Here is a 16,550-nt window from a genome sequence, read left to right on the forward strand (position 1 = left end):
CCTCGTTCCACTCGTCCAACACAGGTCGAAGAGCACCGTGCGCGCACACACGCGCTGGACTTTCGGCGCCCGTGCCGTCCACTCGGTCCGGGTCCCGGTCGCCCGGTGCGGCACACGCGCCGTTGCGAGGCTATCGCAGGTGGGCCCGGTGCGATCGGGTGATGGTGCCCATGTGCGGGCAGGCGCCCGGGGGTTCGTCCCCGCGTCGGCCGGGGGCGTCGGCGGGCCGGGGCGCAGGGGTCAGCTCGCGGGGGCGGCGGCCACGGTGCCGGTGTCCCGTCCGCCCGGGTGGCGGTGGCGCCAGATCCAGAAGACCGCGGACGAGAGGGCCGCCCACAACCCGAGCACGGCGAACGGGAAGACGTGCTGGTGCCCGCCGAAGTAGACGGCCGTGTGCTGGGCGTTGACGGAGGCCCCCGGCGGCAGCCAGCGGCCGATCGAACCGAGCAGCGAGGGCAGCAGCGGCCAGGAGACGGCCCCGCCGGAGGACGGGTTTCCCAGCAGGACCATCAGCCCCCACGTGGGCAGCATCGCCCACCGCCCGATCAGGGCGTTGAACATCGAGAAGACCATGCCCGAGGTGAACATCGTCAGGGCCAGGATCATCCAGGACTCCCCGAAGGGCAGGCGCAGCGCGCCCAGTCCCCAGTCCACGACGGCGGCGATGGTGAAACCGCCCAGCAGCGCGTAGCCGGCGGTGAAGGCGATGCGTTCGGCCGGGTTGAGCTCGCGGGCGTGGACGCTCAGCTGGATCGCGCCGACGAAGCCGACGATGACGGCGGCGAGGGAGATGTAGAAGAGTGCGAGGCCGCGCGGGTCGCCCTTCTGCAGCGGGTTGATGTCCCTGACCGTCACCGGCACGCCCATGGCCCGGCCGACCCGGGGTGCGGTCTCGGACAGCAGTTGCGCGACGGTGGCCCCGGACGCGCCGGAGACGTCCAGCTCGGCCGCGCCGGAACGCTCCTGGAGGATCGCGTAGACCCGCTGCTCCTCCACCGCGTCCCTGGCCGACTCGTACGTGGCGTAATGGTGCAACTGGAGCTCGGCGCCCAGCGCCTTCTCCATGCCCTGGACGAATTCGGCCCGCTTGACCTCGGGCGCGGGTACCCCGGTGACGGCGGCGGGGACGCTGTGCGGCGTCGGATTGGCCATGGCGTAGGTGTACGAGCCGGCGAAGAGACCGGCGGCCGCGGCCACGATGAGGGCGAGCACGGTGGCCGGGAAGAACGGCGAGTGGCGGAACGCCCTCCAGCGCCCGCCGGTGCCACGCCGTCTCCCGACGGTGGCAGGGTCGCCGCCGTCACCGCTCGCTCCAAGCACAAAGCCACCATAAGCTGACATCGCGAACTCAGCGCGGCCGGTGCCCCGGGCCCCCGGGCGCCCGGGCAGGGAGCGCCCGGCGCGTCACCCGCCGTGCCGGGGCGGGTGTTCCCCCTCATCCGTACGGCCGTCACCGCCACCCTGCGACGCCTCCTGCGCCCGCCTGCTGGGGGTGAGGGCGTCGGCCGCGTCACCCTCGTGCCCGCTTCCGGGCCGCTTCTCCGCCTTCTCGAACTCCTTGAGGACCTCGCCGGTGGCCGTCTCGGTCTTCTTCCTGCCGCTCATCGCGTCTCCTCCTCACCGCGTGCATCCGCGGACGACAGCCGTGGCCTTCCCACTGCCCAGGCTCTCCCGGTTCCCCGTGACCGGCAGCTCATGCCGGCCCGGGCCCCGCCGAAAGGGGGACGTCTGACGGCACGGATCGGGGGAAGCCGCTTGGCGACCACCCGATACGCCACGCAAGAGGAGGCAGTCAGGATGACGCAGATCGAGGAGTCGGTCGAGGTCGCCGTGCCCATCACCACCGTGTACAACCAGTGGACGCAGTTCGAGGAGTTCCCCCGGTTCATGGAGGGCGTGGAACGCGTCGAACAGCGCACTCCGACGCTCACCCACTGGGTGACGAACACGGACGGCGTCAAGCGGGAGTTCGACGCCGTGATCACCGAGCAGATCCCCGACGAGCGGGTGGCCTGGACGACTGTGGCCGGCGAGGTCCGGCAGGCGGGCGTGGTGACCTTCCACCGCCTGGACGTGGCGCGCACCAAGGTGATGCTGCAGTTCGACCACGACCCCGAGGGGTTCGTCGACACGGTCGGCGACAAGCTCGGTTTCGTCCGCCGCCAGGCCAAGGGCGACCTGGAGCGCTTCAAGACCTTCATCGAGTCGCGCGGCTTCGAGACGGGCCAGTGGCGCGGTCAGGTCTGAGCGTCCGGACGCCTCCGGCAGGACGAGCCGCACGCCGCCGCCCCCGGCCGACGGGCCGGGGGCGTCGGGCGTCGGCGGGGCAATACCCGAAAAGCGTAAGGAAACCGGTCCGAAAACGTAAGCGAACCGGGCGTGAAGAAGGACGGGAAGCCAATCAAATAGGGGCGGGGCCACAGCCGGAAGGCTGCGGCCCCGCCCTTCGCGCTATGCGTTCTAGTCAGTCCCGGAAGGCGTCCTTGGCCTTTTCCTTCGCTCCGCGCAGATTGCCCTTGGACTCCTTCGTCCGGCCCTCCGCGGTCTTGCTCTCGTTGCCCACCGCGCGACCGGCTTCCTTCTTGACCTTGCCGGTGAGCTGCTCCTTCTTCGCCTTCGCCTTCTCATTGGCGCTCATCGTCAACTTCTCCCGTCTGCGGTTCATCGCGGTCGGTCCGTCGCGTGCATCCGATCGGCTGCCCCTGGCCCCGGCAGGCAAACACAGCAGCAACACCGATGGGGGCCCGGCCGAACCGGAAGGCCCGTCATCCGGAAATTTCGCCGAGAGGGGAATGAGGACCCGGGCCCAGGGCAGAAGCGGCACTGACAGCAGAGCTAAGGAGGGGTACGCGTGACCACCACACATGCGACGCGGTCGGCGAAGGCCGAGGGGAGCGGCACGCACGTGTGCGAGCCGCAGGCCGACGGGCCGGTGAGGATCGAGAACGCGGGCAGCATCGACCCGCGGGACGCCCGGTCCCTGACCAAGCTGTTCCTCGATCGTCTGGTGGTTCTCGAGGAGGGCACGCATGAGTACCAGTACGTGCGCAACACGCTCATAGAGATGAACCTTTCCCTGGTCCGCTTCGTAGCCGGCCGCTTCCGGTCCCGTGCGGAGCAGATGGAGGACATCGTCCAGGTCGGCACCATCGGTCTCATCAAGGCGATCGACCGCTTCGACCTCACGCGGGAGGTGGAGTTCACCACCTTCGCCATCCCCTACATCACCGGTGAGATCAAGCGCTTCTTCCGTGACACCAGCTGGGCCGTCCACGTGCCGCGGCGGCTGCAGGAGCTGCGGGTCGAGCTGGCGAGGGCGACGGACGAGCTCTCCAGCCGCCTCGGCCGCTCCCCCAGCGTCAAGGAGCTGGCCGACGTGATGGACCTGTCGGAGGAGGAGGTCATCGAGGCCCAGATCGCCAGCAACGGCTACCGGGCCAACTCCCTCGACGCGTCCGCCGAGGACGACACTCCGCGGGGCGGCGGCCACACGGGCTCCCGGCCCTGGTCCGACCGTATCGGCACCCTGGACGAGAACCTGGAGAAGGTCGAGAACCTCCAGGTCCTCAAGCGGCTGCTGCCCCGGCTCGACGACCGGGAGCGGCGGATACTGCGGATGCGCTTCGGCGAGGAGATGACACAGTCGCAGATCGGCGCGGAGCTCGGCGTCTCCCAGATGCACGTCTCCCGGCTGCTCAGCCGTACGCTCGCCAAACTGCGCGAACACATGCTGACCGAGCAGTGACCCGAGGGCGGTACGGGGGAAATACTGGTTCCATGACGACGAGTTCCATGACGACGAGCCCGACGAGCCCGGAAGCACGCACATGACGGAACCGGCCGCCCGGTCCGGCCCGGCACCCGGCGGGAGCGGTGGCGTTCCGTGCTGCCGGGCGGCCCTGGACGTCCGGCTGCTCGTGGAACGGCCGGGCCTGCGGTTGTCGGGGGAAGTGAGCCTCAACACGCACAGGACGTGGGAAGGCGCGCTCGAATCACTGCCGGGCATGGGTGGCGCCCCCTGCCTGGAGCTGGCCGCCGTCACCTTCGTCGATGTCGCCGGCGCCGCCGCGCTGGCGCTCACGGCTCAGCGGCTCGAAAGCGGCCGGCGGATCATCGTGGACCGGCCCCCGCCCTCGCTTCGCCGTACCTTGGAGGCGTTCTGGTCCGGCTTGGCAGCGATCGAGGTGACAGGGTGAGGGAAGTGGCAGCCGGGACCGAGGCGTTCACACACCCGGCGCTGTTCTACCGGGACCAGTCCGAGTACCTGTCCGCCAACGTGTCGTTCATCCGTGCGGGGCTGGAGGCCGGGGAGCCGGTGGCGGTGGCCGTTCCTCAGGACAATCTGAAAATGCTGCGCGGCGAGCTGGGCAAGGACGGCGCGGCGGTGCGGTTCGTCGACATGGAACAGGCCGGCCGCAACCCGGGGCGGATCATCCCCCGGGTCCTGCGGGCCTTCGCCGACGCCCACCCGCAAGGGCGCGTCCGCCTGATCGGCGAGCCGGTCTGGGCGGGCCGGTCCTCCGCCGAGTACCCGGCCTGCGCCCAGCACGAGGCCCTGATCAATCACGCCTTCACCGGGCGCCGGGTCACCATCCTGTGCCCCTACGACGCCGCCCGTCTGGCCCCCCAGGTGCTCGCGGACGCGCACGCGACGCACCCCGTCGTCATCTGCGACGGCCTGGAGCTGTCCAGCCGGTCCTACGCCCCCGACCACGTCATCGCCACGTACAACGAGCCGCTGACGCACCCGCCCGGCGCCTTCGCCTTCTCGTTCGACAGCGCCCTGCTTCCCGACGCCCGGCACCTGGTCCTGGAGCGTGCCGTCGCGCTGGGACTATCGCCCGGCCGCCGGGACGATCTCGCGCTGGCCGTCGCCGAACTGACGACCAACAGCGTCGTGCACGGCGGTGGCCGCGGCACGGTACGGATCTGGGCCGAGGGCGAGTACGTGGTGTGGGAGGTCGAGGACGGCGGGCACATCAGTGACCCGCTCGCGGGCCGTTGCCCGCCGCCGCCCGACCGCCCCGGCGGCCGGGGGCTGCTGCTCGTCCATTACGTCAGCGACCTCGTCCGCACCCACACCCTGCCGGGCGGCACCACCATGCGGTGCTATCTGCGGCGCTGACCGCGGTTTCGCGGAGAGCCGGGGATCCGGGCGCCGCACGGACGCCGTTCCTGCCGCCCGTGCGGCGCGGGGCACGCATACGATGCCGGCATGACGCCCTTCCTGGTCCGGCACCGTTCGGGGCTGCCCGTCGGCGAGGCGTGGCAGCGGCTGACCGACTGGGAGCGGCACGCGGCACATGTTCCGCTCACCCGCATCGTGGTGACGACTCCGCCCCCGACGCGCGTGGGTACGCGGTTCGTGGCACGGACCGGGCTGGGGCCCCTGGCCGTCGACGACGTCATGGAGGTCGTCCGCTGGCAGCCGCCCTCCGGCGGCGCCCCCGGCCGTTGCCGCCTGGAGAAACGCGGCTCTGTGATCACCGGCTGGGCCGAGCTGGAGGTGGGCGCGCACGGGGCGGGCTCGTGGGTCGTCTGGCGCGAGGCGCTCCGTGTCAGGGGGCTGCCGCCCGTGTTCGGCGCTGTGACGGACCGGGGCGGCCGCCGGCTCTTCGGCCGGGTGGTGAGGCGTCTGCTGGACGAGTGACGCGCGGTGTCACTGCCGGGCGTCCGTCGGCTCGTCCGTGATGACGCCGGGGCCGACGGGGCCGACGGGGCGGTTGACGTCGTCCGGGAGGTGGGCGCAGCCGACGAGGTAGCGCAGGACGTCGCGTACGGCGACCGGCTGGATCCGGGGTGCGTACTCAGTCGGGGGTGACCATGACCGGCCAACCGCTCGGTGAGGTACCGCAGGATCTCGAACGAGGCCGAGCCGGAGCCGATGATGACGACGACGCGCAGGACCGCGGTCGGTGCTTCCGAGACGAGGAGCACCGTGCCGGCCTCGGCGCGCGAGCGCAGGTGGGGCGAGAACCGGTTCGCCGGGAATCCGGCCGGGGCGAGACCCCCAGGTACACGATGCGCCGCACTCCCGCGGCGCGCGGCTGCCCGCCGCGGATCCGGGCGGTAGTGCTGTCGGTGCGTTCGAAGCCGGAACCGGTGCGGAGGGCGTGGTCCAGGCAGTACGCCGTGTCGATGCCCTTCATCGCCTCGGCGACCGATTCCGCGTCGGTCACGGCGCCGGGCCACTTCCGTTCTCTTCGGCCTCCGAAACGCCGCGACATTCGAACTGACAGGCGTTCACCAAACATCCTTCTGGGCGAATTGTCCGGTCCTTCGACCATCATCGAATGGTGTGGCCACAGCGTGCGCACAGGGTCCAACCTGACGGAAGAGGCAGAAACACCCATGATTCGGCCTCCCTGTCGAAAGGAATCCCTCATGCGATCACGTGAACTCTCCTCCACCGAACGGCCTCGCCGGACCCGCCTGCTCGCCCTCGTCCCCTTCGCGGTCGCCGGCGTGCTGGCCTGCTCGCTGGCCACTCCGGCCGATGCAGCCGCTGAGCGGATCAACGCCTGCGGCTGGAACAAGTCCAGCGGCGGCGAACACGCCTACTACGAGCACTGCGCCACCAACACCAACGTGTGGATCCAGGTCACACGGTGGCCGCGGTCCGACTACCACCGCTGCGTAGGCCCGGGCAGGACGGTCCTGGACAGCGACGCGACCGGCGCCTGGTACGACAGCAACTACCGGGGCGGCCTGTGCTCCCACCCCGGGGACACCGGTCCCTGACCGGCTCCGCCCGCCGCAGTAGTACCGGCACCCGCTGCCTGCCCGGCCTCCCGGGCAGGTAGCGGGTGGAGCTCCTCATGCAGACCGGTTCCGCCTCACTGGGCGCTCTTCCCGCTCCACGCATCGGGCGCCTCCCGGTTGGCGGATAGGCTCGGTCCGCTCATCACCACTCGCAGAAGGGCCACGGGCATGCACAGGTGGGACAGGACCCTCACCCTCGCGGGCATCCACGACGCACAGCTGCGCGGCGACTACACCCGTCAGCGCGACCTGGTCTCCGCCTACCGGCGCCATGCCTACGCCGCGGTCCGGCTGCTGCTCCCCTCCCCGCTCGTCCCGCACGTCATCGCCGCCACCGCTTTCATGCATCACACCGACACCCTTCTCGAGGCGAGCCCCGCGGGCGGCCGGGCAGAGGACGCCTGTGCGGCATGGGAGAAGGAGGTCCGTGACGCCCTGGCCACCGGCAGGAGCGGAGAGCCGGTGCTCCGCCCGCTGCTGCACACCGTCTCCGTCCACCCTTCTCTGCGGGGGCATGTCCAGGAGTTCCTGGCGGGGGCGCACATGGACCGGGACTTCACCGGCTTCGCGGGCGAGGCGGACTACCAGCGGTACGTCGACGCCTACTCGTTGCCGGCGTTCATGCTCATCGCGTGTCTGCTCCTGGAGCCGGACGCCGAGCCCGCTGCCGTACGCAGGCTGTGCCGTGCCTACATCGACGGCAGCCAGCGGCTCGACTTCGTCAACGACCTCGCCGAGGACCTGTGCGAGGGCCGGCTCACCCTCCCCGAGGAAGCCCTGAAGCACCACGGCGTCTCCCGCGGCGACCTCGCCCAGGGCCGCGACACCCCGGCGGTACGCGCGCTGCTCACCGAACTCCTGGCCCAGGCCCGTCGTGACCTGCTCGCGAGCCGGCGTCTGCCCCGGTTGGCGCCGCCCGCCCACCGCGCGTTCACCCGGGCGGTCATCGCGCTGGAAGTTCTCACCGCCGATGCCGCCATGGCCAAGGGTGCGGGGTTGCTGCGCTCTTCGGCGCGGCCTTCGCTGCCGACCGCGCTGGGGATCCTGGTCCGCGAGTTCGGCCGGCGCGGCCGCTGACGAGAGCCGGCGGGCGGGACCCGCGGGCCGCGCTCGGCACGTTCAGCACTCGACGAGCAGCTCCCGCAGCCCCCGGATCACGAAGCCCGGCTTCCACTCGGGCTCCGCCACCAGCCGCAGTTCCGGTGCCCGGCGCAGCAGCGCGCCGAAGGAGGCGATGAGTTCGAGGCGCGCGAGGGGCGCACCCAGGCAGTAGTGGATGCCCGCGCCGAAGCTGAGGTGGGGGTTGTCGGTGCGGGTGACGTCGAGGCGGCCGGGGTCGGGGAAGCGGGCCGGGTCGTGGTTGGCGGAGCCGAAGAGGAGGGCGACCTCGCTGCCGCGCGGGATGAGGGTGCCGTCGACCTCGATGTCCTCGAGCACCCAGCGTTCGAAGAGCTGCAGCGGGGTGTCGTAGCGCATCAGCTCCTCGACCGCTCCCGGCAGGAGCGCGGGGTCGGCGCGCAGGGCGGCGAGCTGGTCCGGATGACGGAAGAGGGCCCACCAGCCGTTGCCGGTGGTGTTGACGGTGGCTTCGTGGCCCGCGTTCAGGAGCAGGACACAGGTGGAGACCATCTCCTGTTCGGTGAGCCGGTCGCCCTCGTCGTGGGCGACGATCAGCGCGCTGATCAGGTCGTCGCCGGGGCGGTCGCGGCGGTCGGCGATCAAGTCCCGCAGGTATGCGGAGAATTCGACCGAGGCCCGCACCGCGCGCTGCGCCGTCTCCTCGTCCGGGTTCAGCTCGTACATCCCGCAGATGTCCGCCGACCAGGGCCGCAGCAGACCGCGGTCGGCGGCGGGGATGCCGAGCATTTCGGCTATGACGGCCACCGGCAGCGGTTCGGCCACCGCGCCGATCAGGTCCCCTCCGCCGTCGGCCAGAAGGCCGTCCACCAGCTCGCGGGTCAGCCGCTCGACGGTGGGAGCGAGTTCCTCGACGGTGCGGGGGGTGAACGCCTTCGACACCAGGCGCCGGATCCTGGTGTGGCCGGGGGCCTCCAGGTCGAGCAGGCCGTTGCCGTTGAGAACGTGGAAGGGCTCGTGCTCGGCGGACGGCGCGGTCCGCCCGAACTCCTCGTGGCTGAAGCGGTGCAGATACGTGCGCCCCAGCCGCCGGTCGCGCAACAGCGCCCGTACGTCCGCGTAATGGGGCACCAGCCACTGCCGGGTGGGCGCGAACCAGTGGACGCGACCGGCGGCCCGCAGCTTCGCGTAGCCGGGGTACGGGTCGGCGACGAAACGAGGGGACCACGGATCGAAGGCGGGACTCGTGTCCATGCCCGGATGCTAGCGCCAGGGACGGCGTCACCGCGTGCGATGGTCACGGCACCCGGGGCAGCCCCGTCACTCCCGTCACGAGCGAGTACAGGGACGTCGTGGCTGAGATGAACAGCCGGTTGCTCTTCGGGCCGCCGAAGGCGATGTCGGAGACCGGCTCGGGCACGTGGAGCACGTGGAGTCTGTCGACGAGGGTGCCGTCCGGGTCGTAGCAGTGCACACCGTCGTCGAACGCGGCGGCCCGCAGCCGCCCGTCTTCGTCGAAGCGGATGTTGTCGAAGCCGCCGGTCCTGCCTCCGGAAAGGCCGGCCGGCTCGATCGCTCAGCGGCCCATCGTGGCGTCAAAGGCCGCCGCGTGTCAGCCTTGACCCGGCGCCCGACGGGACGGGAAGCAGTGGCCCCGCCGCCCTGGCCGGTGCCGGCCAGGCTCATCGGGAGGATGCGGGATGACCGGTACCACGGACGACTTCCTCGCCACGGCCCGCTCGGCGGCGAAGCTGCTGCGGGAGCCGGCGGTCGCCGCCGCGTGGAGCGGGCCGAGCGCGTTGCCCGCGTTCAGCGTGGGCGGTCTCGCCGGTCACCTGGCCTATCAGGTGCTGGCCGTACCCCAGGCCCTGGCCGCTCCCCCGCCGCGGGAGCCGACCGTCCCGCTCCTCGAGCACTACGACCGGGTGGAGTGGATCGGCGCCGGCATCGACGACGACATCAACGTCCGTATCCGGCGCGGCGGGGAGGACGCCGCGGCGGAGGGCCCCGCGGCACTGGCGGCGCGCGTCGGTGCGGCCGTCGGGGAGCTGACGGGCAGCCTGGCGTCGGCGGCCGGCCGGCCGGTGCGCATCCCGTTGTGGGGGCCGTGGTCGTTGACGCTCGACGACCTGCTGACCACCCGGATGATGGAACTCGCGGTGCACAGCGACGACCTGGCGGTCAGCGTCGGCATCCCGACGCCGGCGCTGCCGCCCGGCGCCGTCGACGCCGTCGTCGGCCTGCTGTCCCGCCTTGCCGTACGCCGCCACGGCCCGACGGGCGTCCTGCGGGCGCTCAGCCGGGCCGAACGCGCCCCCGCCACCATCACGGCCTTCTGAGCACCCCGCGGCGCGCCTACCGCTGTTGTGCCACGACCCGCTCCGCCGCCAGCCGCTCGTCCAGGAAGCCGGCCAGCTTCGCCACGAATCCGTCCGAGTCCTCCGCCGGCGCCCCGTGCCCGGCGTCGATCTCGGCATAACGGGAATCCGCGATCCCCGCGAGCAGCGCCTGCTGCTGGTGCGCGCCGATGATGCGGTCGTGCGCACTGGCCAGCACCAGCGTGGGCGCCGTGACACGGCCCAGCAGCGGCCGCACATCCACCAGCCGGTCCATCTCCGTCTGCCGGACCGCGCCGGGGGTGATCATCCCTACGAGTGCGTGGACGAGTTCTTCGTTGGCCGCCGCGTCCGTGCGCTCCCAGTACCGGGGCCCGAACGCCATGAGGGGCAGCATTCTGGGGAACAGCATCGTTCCCTGCGCGGCGTCCGCGCGCAGCATCTCGAGCCAGTAGCGGAACTCGGCGTCCATCCGTACGTCGGTGTACGCCCATCCGGCGTGCAGCGCGAGCGAGCGGACGCGCTCCGGCCTGGTCGCGGCGAGGTGAGTGGCGACGACCGAGCCGAGCGAGTGGCCGGCCAGATGAAAGGTGTCCAGTCCGGCGGCATCGGCGGCGGCGATGACCTCGTCGGCGAGGTCGGCCTGGGTCAGGGCGCCGCCGTGATCGGTGGTGCCGCCCGAGCCCGACAGGTCGGGGGCGACCACGGTGAACCGGTCGCAGAGCGCCGCGGTCAGCGGCAGCCACTGCTGGCGGGTGGCCGCGGTGCCATGGACGAGGACGAGCCCTGGTCCCGTGCCCGTCACGTCGTACTCCACGGTGGCTTCGCCGCCGCTGATGCGCAGGGTTGTCTTCGGCATCGGTCCGGTGCTCCATCGGTCTTCTCGGAAGGACCCGCGAAGGCGGCTCCTGGGGTCCCCATCCCATCGAGGCCGCGGTCCGCGACCAATGGGCGAAGTGCGCTTACACTCATCACGAAAACTGATCAATGGGGTGGGTGTGGAGATCCGGCAGTTGCGCTACTTCCTGACGGTGGCCGAGGAATTGCACTTCGGGCGGGCCGCGGAGCGGCTGCACATCGTGCAGTCGGCGGTCAGCCAGCAGGTGCGCAGGCTGGAACGCGAGCTGGGTGCGGCGCTGTTCGACCGGACCACCCGGTCCGTCGGGCTGACCGAAGCAGGCAGCCGTCTGCTGCCGCACGCCAGAGAGGTGCTGGCCGCGGAGGCGCGGGCCCGCGCGGCGATCGGCGAGCTGCGCGAGGGCCGGGCCGTCACCCTGCGGCTCGGTACCAGCTCGGGGCTGGGCGCACGGCTGGAGACCATCCTCGCCGAGTTCGCCCGGCTCGCCGGGGACGCCCACCTGGAACTGGTCACGGCGGCCACCGACGCCCGGTTGAAGGCCGTGCGCTCCGGCGGGATGGACGCGACCCTGCTGCGGGGAGAGCGCGCCGGAACGGGCCTGGAGTTGCTGGCGTTGTGGCAGGACCCGCTGATGGCCGCCCTGCCCGCCCGGCACGACCTCGCCGTACGCGCCGTGATCGACATGGCGGATCTGGCCGGGCTGCCCCTGCGGCTGGCCGGCCCCTCCCGTAACCCCGCGTTGTACGAGCTGGTGGTGGGCTCCTGCCGGGAAGCGGGCTTCGAGCCGGTCCTGGGACCCGAGTTCACCACCGCGCAGGACACCCTGGCGAGCATCGGCTTCGGCAAGCCGTCCTGGACGGTCTTCTACGCTCCGCACGCCGACCAGCTCCCGGTGCCCGGCGTGGTCTTCCGGCCCCTGCGCAACCCCGCCCCGGTGATGCGCAGCTACCTCGCGGTGCGGCCGGACCCGCCGTGCGCCGGGCTGCGCGCCCTGATCGAGGCGTGCCACGCCGCATAGCGCCACCGCAGGACGTGACCGGTGGCTGGACGTCAGCGGATGTGGAAGAGGGGTCCGGTGAGCGTCAGGCCGAGGTCGTGGCCGGTGTGGGAGAAGAAGGCCAGCAGCATCAGGCACGCGCCCGCCAGCGCCATGTCCTTCTCGAAGTGGATCATTTCCTGCTGGCGCGCCATCGGGTCGCTCTCCTGCCAGAAGCGGTGCATCAGCAGGGCCGTCGGCACCAGGAACACCGCCAGCAGCAGCGCGCCCAGATCCGCCCACACCCCGAGGAGCACGCTCAGCGCGGCGACCAGGAGCAGCAGTCCGCTGCCGGCCGTCGCGGCCGTGGCGGCGGGCAGCCCCTTGGACGTGGCGTATCCGGCCATGACCTTGGTCTTGGTGAGGTGGCCGACGGCCGATCCGAGAAACAGGAGCACGAAGAGAATCCGGCCGATGAGAACCAGGATGTCCATGACGACCTCCGGTCGGGGGACGGCATTACTTGAAGCCGGGACAATCCACTCCTCAGCCTACGTCCGTCGCCCCGTGCGGGCTCACCGAGCCCGCCGGCGGCGTCGCTGTCAGGCCTCCATCCGCTCGGGGGCGGGGCGGCAGGATGGCGGGATTTGGCGGGGGTGAGGGCGCCGGCAGGGGTGTAGACGGGTTCCGACGAAGTCCTCGAACCGGCGTGAGGTGATGACGTGAAGAAGTCCGCCACGTTTTCGGCTGTTCCGTTCGCCCTGGGTGTGACGCTGGCCGCGGTGGCGTTCGCCGGGCCCGCGTCCGCGACGGCCAGGGTGACCGTGGACGAGGTCGTACTGACGAACAAGGACAACGGCAGGACCGTGACCGTGCGAAGCGGTGACAACGTCAGAGTCCAGCTCACCGGGACCCGCACCCCCGGTGCGGTGTGGGCGTGGAGCACACCCGTGACCGGCGATCCCTGGGTCGTCTTTCCGACCGGTTCCGTCAACTCGCCGGACGGCAGTGTGACGACGGACTTCCGGGCGAAGGACCCCGGCACCACGACCATCGACTCCTACAAGAGATGCATACCCGATCTCGGTCACCTCTGTGCCCAGGTCATCATCCCCTGGAAGGCCACGGTCGTCGTGAAGTGAGCGGCGGGCGGCCGGCGGGTCGTACGGGCCCGGTCGGCGTGTTCCGTGGACGGTGCCCCGGGTGACGGCCTCCTTGAAGCGTGCAGCGGTGCCGCCGGTGAGCACGGACCCGGCCGGGCGGCATACGGCAACGGGCTGTCGTCGCCGCGGCCGAACCGGACAGCCCCGGCCGCCCGGGTGCCGGGCGCGCACACCCGGCACCCGGGACTGCGGGTGGCAGACTTGGCGCATGTCCTTTCGGCCGCCGACCGGCTTCCGCCGTTCCTGGGAGCCGGGCCACGCGCCGGCGCGTGTGGTCATCCCGCTCGGGCTGATCGTCGCGGTCTGCGTCATCGACATCCTCGCCCCCTCCCACATCCACCTCGGTCCTCTGCTGGTGGCGGCGCCGGCCCTCACGGTGGCGTTCGCCGGGGCGCGCCTGACGGCGCTGGTCGGCGCGCTCACCGTCGTCGCCCAGGTGGTGATCGGCGCCCTGAGAGGGGTGCTGACCACCGCCAACATCCAGACCCAGATCGCCGCGCTGATCGTCGTCTCCACGCTGCTTGTCGTCTTCTGCCTGGTACGGGACCGGCGGGAGCGGGAGCTGTACCGCGTGCGGTCGGTCGCCGAGGCCGCCCAGCACGTGCTGCTGCAGCCGCTTCCCCGCCGCAGCGGCCCCCTGCGGATCGCCTGTCTGTATCTGCCCGCCGAGACCGAGGCGGAGATGGGCGGCGACCTCTACGCGGCGGCGCGCACCGTGAGCGGCAGCACCCGGCTGCTCATCGGCGACGTCCGCGGCAAGGGCCTGCCCGCGATCAGTCGTGCCGCCCTGTTGCTGGGCGCGTTCCGTGCCGCCGCCCACCGGCAGGCGACGCTGCCCCGCCTCGCCGTCCACCTGGACGGGGCGTTCCGCTGGGACACCGTCCAGTGGCGGACCGGGCAGGAGCCGGACGACGAGGAGTCCTTCGCCACCGCCATCCTGCTGGACATCCCGGACGACGAACCGGTGGTCCACCTGATCTCCTGCGGCCATCCTCCGCCCCTCCTCCTCCGGCGGAACCGCGTCATCGCCCTTGAGCCCACGGTCAGCCACCTGCCCCTTGGGCTGGGCGGCCTGGAAGGCCCGGCCGACCACGAGGTGCAGACGTTCCCGTTCGAGGAGGGCGATCTGCTGTTGCTCTACACCGACGGCGTCATCGAGGCACGTGACGCTGCGGGCGCCTTCTTCCCGCTCTCCGAGCGAGCGGCCGGCTGGAACGGCGACAGCCCCGAAGCGCTGGTGCGGCAGCTGCGCGACGAGCTGATGAGCCACGTCGACGGCCACCTGGGGGACGACGCCGCGGTCGTCGCCGTCCACCGCCGGGCCTCCTGAGCCTTCGGGCCCTGTCGGCGGCCCCCCGAAGGCCGTCACGGCCGCCGCCTGGCTGCCGGAACGTTCGGGGCCGGTGCCTGCGATTCCTGGCAAAATGACCGGAGACGGTACCTTTGGCCATGGGCTGAGGGTACGGCCGGTTCGTCGCCGGCTCGCGCCGGCGCCGGAAGCGTCGGGGCGCGCCTTCCGGTGGCAGCCCTTTCTGCTGCGCTCCGAAAGATCCATTTCACCGCTGTTCAGCTGAGCAGAGTTTCTTGTCGACCACAAATGAAGACGTCGAGGCATGAACGTTTCTCAATCCGACCACCGCACCGGGGACCGGACCACCGGGTCGCCGGGCGGCCGTACCACCCGGGTGGCTGTGCTGGTCGCCGCGCTCCTCACGGCCTGTATCGCCTTCCAGCTCAACGCGAGCATGCTCAGCCCCGCGCTGAAGAGCATCGAGGACAGTCTCGGTGCCACCTCCGCCGAGATCGGGCTCACACAGACCGCGTTCTTCACCTCGGCGGCCCTGTTCTCGCTGTTCCTGCCGCGGCTCGGTGATGTCATCGGGCGCCGCAAGGTGCTGGCCGGGATGCTGGCGCTCATGGCCGTCGGCTGTGTCGTGGCCGCACTGGCACAGAGCGTGCCCATGCTGTTCGTCGGCCGCGTCATCCAGGGAGCCTCCGGTCCGACCGTCCCGCTGTGCCTGATCATGCTGCGGGTCGAGGTCACCGAGCCGAAGCGGTACGGCACCCTGCTGGGAGTGATCACCGCCGTCAACGGCGGCATCGCCGGTGCCGACTCCCTCGCGGGCGGGTTCCTGGCCGACAACCACGGCTTCCAGGCGGTCTTCTGGGCGATGGCCGTCGTGGCCGCCGTCGCCACCGCGCTGGTGGCGACCCTGACGCCGGAGTCCAAGGTTCCGGCCTCGAACAGGATGGACTGGCCGGGCGTCGCCCTGATCGTCGTGTCGGTCGGATCGCTGCTCATCGCCCTCAATGAGGCCGGGAAGCTGGCGGCCGCACGCTGGACGCTGGTCGCCGTCCTGGTGGCCGTCTCGGCGGTCGCCTTCGCGCTGTTCTGGCGAACCGAGGACCGCACGGACCACCCGCTCGTCGCCACGCGGCACCTGAAGCAGCGCGCGACATGGGCCACCCTGCTGACCACCGTGCTCACCATGACGGGCGTGTTCGCCGTCATGAACGGGCTCATACCCTCGTTCGCCCAGGACGCCCGGGCCGGGCTCGGCATGAGCGCCCAGGAGTCGGCGTGGTGGACCCTCACGCCGTACGCGCTCGCCGGCCTGGCCATGGGCCCGGTCGCCGGCCGGCTCGCGGCCACGTTCGGATACGGCCGCGTCCTGAGGCTGGGGCTCACCGGATCCGTGGCGTCCGTGGTCCTGATGATCGTCACCCTGCCCTCGCACTCGCGCACCATGCTGCTGGTGGCCTCCGTCCTCGTGGGCATCACCTACGCGGGCGTGGCGAACATCGTCCTGAACGGGCTCGGGATCGTCCTCTCCCCCGGCGAGAACCCCGGCTTCCTGCCCGGCCTGAACGCGGGCGCCTTCAATCTGGGCGCCGGTCTGAGCTTCGCGCTGCTCTACGCGGTCAAGACCGCGGTCCTGCCCGGCGACGCCGCCTCGGCCGGCGGATACACCGCCGGCATGATCACCGGGGTGCTCATCCTGGCCGCCGCCATCGCGACGTCCTTCATGATCCCGAAGCCGGTGGCAGCTGAAGCGCACCACTGACCAGGTCGACGCGGGTGAGGCCACCCCGGCCCGGTCCCTCGGGTCCGGGCCGGGACGCAGGCCCTGTGGGACCTTTGGCAGTAGTCAGGAGACGGCACGGACGAGGAAGGGCGGCGACACCCCGTGAGGGTGCCGCCGCCCTTTTCGTACCAGTGCGCCTTTTGATCAGTAGGCGGAGTTGACGTTGTCCATCGAGCCGTACTTGCCGGCCGCGTAATTACACGACGCGGTGATGTTGGCAACCGGGTCGAACGGGTCCCACGAGGTGCCCTCGACATGGAACGCCTTGAACGTCGGGTCGATGATCTGCAG

18 protein-coding genes and 3 pseudogenes are annotated in these 16,550 nt (G+C 71.5%); 12 read left to right on the top strand and 9 right to left on the bottom strand.

The annotated features are described in order from the left end of the window. Positions 1 to 240: 240 nt before the first annotated feature. Together AB0F13_RS21235 and AB0F13_RS21240 are read right to left on the bottom strand one after the other, a co-directional pair. Positions 241 to 1,320 (bottom strand): ABC transporter permease, encoded by a 1,080-nt coding sequence (locus AB0F13_RS21235; RefSeq protein ID WP_362084375.1) that lies wholly within the window; start codon positions 1,318 to 1,320, stop codon positions 241 to 243. 84 nt (positions 1,321 to 1,404) lie between these two features. After that, a complete protein-coding gene (locus AB0F13_RS21240; RefSeq protein ID WP_362084378.1) occupies positions 1,405 to 1,605 on the bottom strand; it encodes a hypothetical protein in 201 nt (66 codons plus the stop codon). 192 nt (positions 1,606 to 1,797) lie between these two features. Here AB0F13_RS21240 and AB0F13_RS21245 point away from each other — a divergent pair, with 192 nt between their 5' ends. Next, positions 1,798 to 2,247, top strand: coding sequence for an SRPBCC family protein (locus AB0F13_RS21245; protein ID WP_362084381.1), 450 nt, complete (start codon positions 1,798 to 1,800; stop codon positions 2,245 to 2,247). 217 nt (positions 2,248 to 2,464) lie between these two features. On the opposite strand, the gene AB0F13_RS21250 is transcribed toward AB0F13_RS21245, so the two are convergent. Then, positions 2,465 to 2,638, bottom strand: coding sequence for a CsbD family protein (locus AB0F13_RS21250; RefSeq protein ID WP_362084384.1), 174 nt, complete (start codon positions 2,636 to 2,638; stop codon positions 2,465 to 2,467). 267 nt (positions 2,639 to 2,905) lie between these two features. Here AB0F13_RS21250 and AB0F13_RS21255 point away from each other — a divergent pair, with 267 nt between their 5' ends. The 4 genes from AB0F13_RS21255 (at position 2,906) to AB0F13_RS21270 (ending at position 5,650) form a co-directional block, all read left to right on the top strand. Further along, positions 2,906 to 3,745: an RNA polymerase sigma factor SigF gene (locus AB0F13_RS21255; RefSeq protein WP_362084449.1), complete on the top strand. Its 840-nt coding sequence runs from the start codon at positions 2,906 to 2,908 to the stop codon at positions 3,743 to 3,745. Positions 3,746 to 3,827: 82 nt separating this feature from the next. Then, entirely contained in the window at positions 3,828 to 4,196 is a 369-nt protein-coding gene (locus AB0F13_RS21260) for an STAS domain-containing protein (protein WP_362084387.1), read from the top strand. After that, on the top strand, positions 4,193 to 5,125 hold the full coding sequence (locus AB0F13_RS21265; RefSeq protein ID WP_362084390.1) for an anti-sigma factor RsbA family regulatory protein: 933 nt from the start codon (positions 4,193 to 4,195) through the stop codon (positions 5,123 to 5,125). The genes AB0F13_RS21260 and AB0F13_RS21265 overlap by 4 nt, the downstream gene beginning before the upstream one ends. 90 nt (positions 5,126 to 5,215) lie before the next feature. Next, positions 5,216 to 5,650: an SRPBCC family protein gene (locus AB0F13_RS21270; protein WP_362084393.1), complete on the top strand. Its 435-nt coding sequence runs from the start codon at positions 5,216 to 5,218 to the stop codon at positions 5,648 to 5,650. 69 nt (positions 5,651 to 5,719) lie between these two features. Here AB0F13_RS21270 and AB0F13_RS21275 read toward each other — a convergent pair. Beyond that, positions 5,720 to 6,227, bottom strand: a pseudogene (locus tag AB0F13_RS21275) (DUF2867 domain-containing protein); the annotation flags it as partial. Between the two features lie 157 nt (positions 6,228 to 6,384). Here AB0F13_RS21275 and AB0F13_RS21280 point away from each other — a divergent pair. Then, entirely contained in the window at positions 6,385 to 6,741 is a 357-nt protein-coding gene (locus AB0F13_RS21280; protein ID WP_362084396.1) for a DUF6355 family natural product biosynthesis protein, read from the top strand. Between the two features lie 189 nt (positions 6,742 to 6,930). Further along, positions 6,931 to 7,839, top strand: a complete 909-nt coding sequence (locus tag AB0F13_RS21285) for a squalene/phytoene synthase family protein (RefSeq protein ID WP_362084399.1) — start codon at positions 6,931 to 6,933, stop codon at positions 7,837 to 7,839. 42 nt (positions 7,840 to 7,881) lie between these two features. Here the strand turns inward: AB0F13_RS21285 and AB0F13_RS21290 are convergent, their stop codons facing one another. Both AB0F13_RS21290 and AB0F13_RS21295 read right to left on the bottom strand, forming a co-directional pair. Continuing rightward, on the bottom strand, positions 7,882 to 9,093 hold the full coding sequence (locus AB0F13_RS21290; RefSeq protein WP_362084402.1) for a cytochrome P450: 1,212 nt from the start codon (positions 9,091 to 9,093) through the stop codon (positions 7,882 to 7,884). A gap of 43 nt (positions 9,094 to 9,136) precedes the next feature. Further along, positions 9,137 to 9,373, bottom strand: a pseudogene (locus tag AB0F13_RS21295) (SMP-30/gluconolactonase/LRE family protein); the annotation flags it as partial. Between the two features lie 166 nt (positions 9,374 to 9,539). Between AB0F13_RS21295 and AB0F13_RS21300 the strand changes: the two are divergent. Beyond that, positions 9,540 to 10,178, top strand: coding sequence for a maleylpyruvate isomerase N-terminal domain-containing protein (locus AB0F13_RS21300; RefSeq protein ID WP_362084405.1), 639 nt, complete (start codon positions 9,540 to 9,542; stop codon positions 10,176 to 10,178). Between the two features lie 16 nt (positions 10,179 to 10,194). On the opposite strand, the gene AB0F13_RS21305 is transcribed toward AB0F13_RS21300, so the two are convergent. Beyond that, positions 10,195 to 11,034, bottom strand: a complete 840-nt coding sequence (locus AB0F13_RS21305) for an alpha/beta fold hydrolase (protein WP_362084408.1) — start codon at positions 11,032 to 11,034, stop codon at positions 10,195 to 10,197. Positions 11,035 to 11,173: 139 nt separating this feature from the next. On the opposite strand from AB0F13_RS21305, the gene AB0F13_RS21310 reads away from it, so the two are divergent. Continuing rightward, positions 11,174 to 12,052 (top strand): LysR family transcriptional regulator, encoded by an 879-nt coding sequence (locus AB0F13_RS21310; RefSeq protein WP_362084411.1) that lies wholly within the window; start codon positions 11,174 to 11,176, stop codon positions 12,050 to 12,052. A 32-nt stretch (positions 12,053 to 12,084) separates the two neighbouring features. Here the strand turns inward: AB0F13_RS21310 and AB0F13_RS21315 are convergent, their stop codons facing one another. Continuing rightward, positions 12,085 to 12,504 carry a DoxX family protein gene (locus tag AB0F13_RS21315; protein ID WP_362084414.1) on the bottom strand — a complete coding sequence of 140 codons (420 nt, stop codon included), beginning with the start codon at positions 12,502 to 12,504 and terminating at the stop codon, positions 12,085 to 12,087. Positions 12,505 to 12,732: 228 nt separating this feature from the next. Between AB0F13_RS21315 and AB0F13_RS21320 the strand changes: the two genes are divergently transcribed. The 3 genes from AB0F13_RS21320 to AB0F13_RS21330 all read left to right on the top strand — a co-directional run bounded on the left by AB0F13_RS21320 (position 12,733) and on the right by AB0F13_RS21330 (position 16,238). After that, on the top strand, positions 12,733 to 13,152 hold the full coding sequence (locus AB0F13_RS21320) for a hypothetical protein (protein WP_362084417.1): 420 nt from the start codon (positions 12,733 to 12,735) through the stop codon (positions 13,150 to 13,152). A gap of 229 nt (positions 13,153 to 13,381) precedes the next feature. Beyond that, entirely contained in the window at positions 13,382 to 14,503 is a 1,122-nt protein-coding gene (locus tag AB0F13_RS21325) for a PP2C family protein-serine/threonine phosphatase (RefSeq protein ID WP_362084419.1), read from the top strand. A 283-nt stretch (positions 14,504 to 14,786) separates the two neighbouring features. Continuing rightward, the gene (locus AB0F13_RS21330; protein WP_362084422.1) at positions 14,787 to 16,238 is read left to right on the top strand and encodes an MFS transporter; all 1,452 of its coding nucleotides are present in this window, start codon (positions 14,787 to 14,789) and stop codon (positions 16,236 to 16,238) included. Between the two features lie 165 nt (positions 16,239 to 16,403). Here AB0F13_RS21330 and AB0F13_RS21335 read toward each other — a convergent pair. Beyond that, positions 16,404 to 16,550: pseudogene (locus tag AB0F13_RS21335) on the bottom strand (lytic transglycosylase); the annotation flags it as partial.

Origin of the sequence: Streptomyces sp. NPDC026206 (assembly GCF_040638465.1) — a bacterium.
Taxonomy (GTDB): domain Bacteria; phylum Actinomycetota; class Actinomycetes; order Streptomycetales; family Streptomycetaceae; genus Streptomyces.

Bases quoted from the DNA above. Each gene is read 5' to 3' on its own strand.
- AB0F13_RS21240 (WP_362084378.1), bottom strand. From the start codon at position 1,605: ATGAGCGGCAGGAAGAAGACCGAGACGGCCACCGGCGAGGTCCTCAAG.
- AB0F13_RS21245 (WP_362084381.1), top strand. From the start codon at position 1,798: ATGACGCAGATCGAGGAGTCGGTCGAGGTCGCCGTGCCCATCACCACC.
- AB0F13_RS21250 (WP_362084384.1), bottom strand. From the start codon at position 2,638: ATGAGCGCCAATGAGAAGGCGAAGGCGAAGAAGGAGCAGCTCACCGGC.
- AB0F13_RS21260 (WP_362084387.1), top strand. From the start codon at position 3,828: ATGACGGAACCGGCCGCCCGGTCCGGCCCGGCACCCGGCGGGAGCGGT.
- AB0F13_RS21270 (WP_362084393.1), top strand. From the start codon at position 5,216: ATGACGCCCTTCCTGGTCCGGCACCGTTCGGGGCTGCCCGTCGGCGAG.
- AB0F13_RS21280 (WP_362084396.1), top strand. From the start codon at position 6,385: ATGCGATCACGTGAACTCTCCTCCACCGAACGGCCTCGCCGGACCCGC.
- AB0F13_RS21285 (WP_362084399.1), top strand. From the start codon at position 6,931: ATGCACAGGTGGGACAGGACCCTCACCCTCGCGGGCATCCACGACGCA.
- AB0F13_RS21290 (WP_362084402.1), bottom strand. From the start codon at position 9,093: ATGGACACGAGTCCCGCCTTCGATCCGTGGTCCCCTCGTTTCGTCGCC.
- AB0F13_RS21300 (WP_362084405.1), top strand. From the start codon at position 9,540: ATGACCGGTACCACGGACGACTTCCTCGCCACGGCCCGCTCGGCGGCG.
- AB0F13_RS21305 (WP_362084408.1), bottom strand. From the start codon at position 11,034: ATGCCGAAGACAACCCTGCGCATCAGCGGCGGCGAAGCCACCGTGGAG.
- AB0F13_RS21315 (WP_362084414.1), bottom strand. From the start codon at position 12,504: ATGGACATCCTGGTTCTCATCGGCCGGATTCTCTTCGTGCTCCTGTTT.
- AB0F13_RS21325 (WP_362084419.1), top strand. From the start codon at position 13,382: ATGTCCTTTCGGCCGCCGACCGGCTTCCGCCGTTCCTGGGAGCCGGGC.
- AB0F13_RS21330 (WP_362084422.1), top strand. From the start codon at position 14,787: ATGAACGTTTCTCAATCCGACCACCGCACCGGGGACCGGACCACCGGG.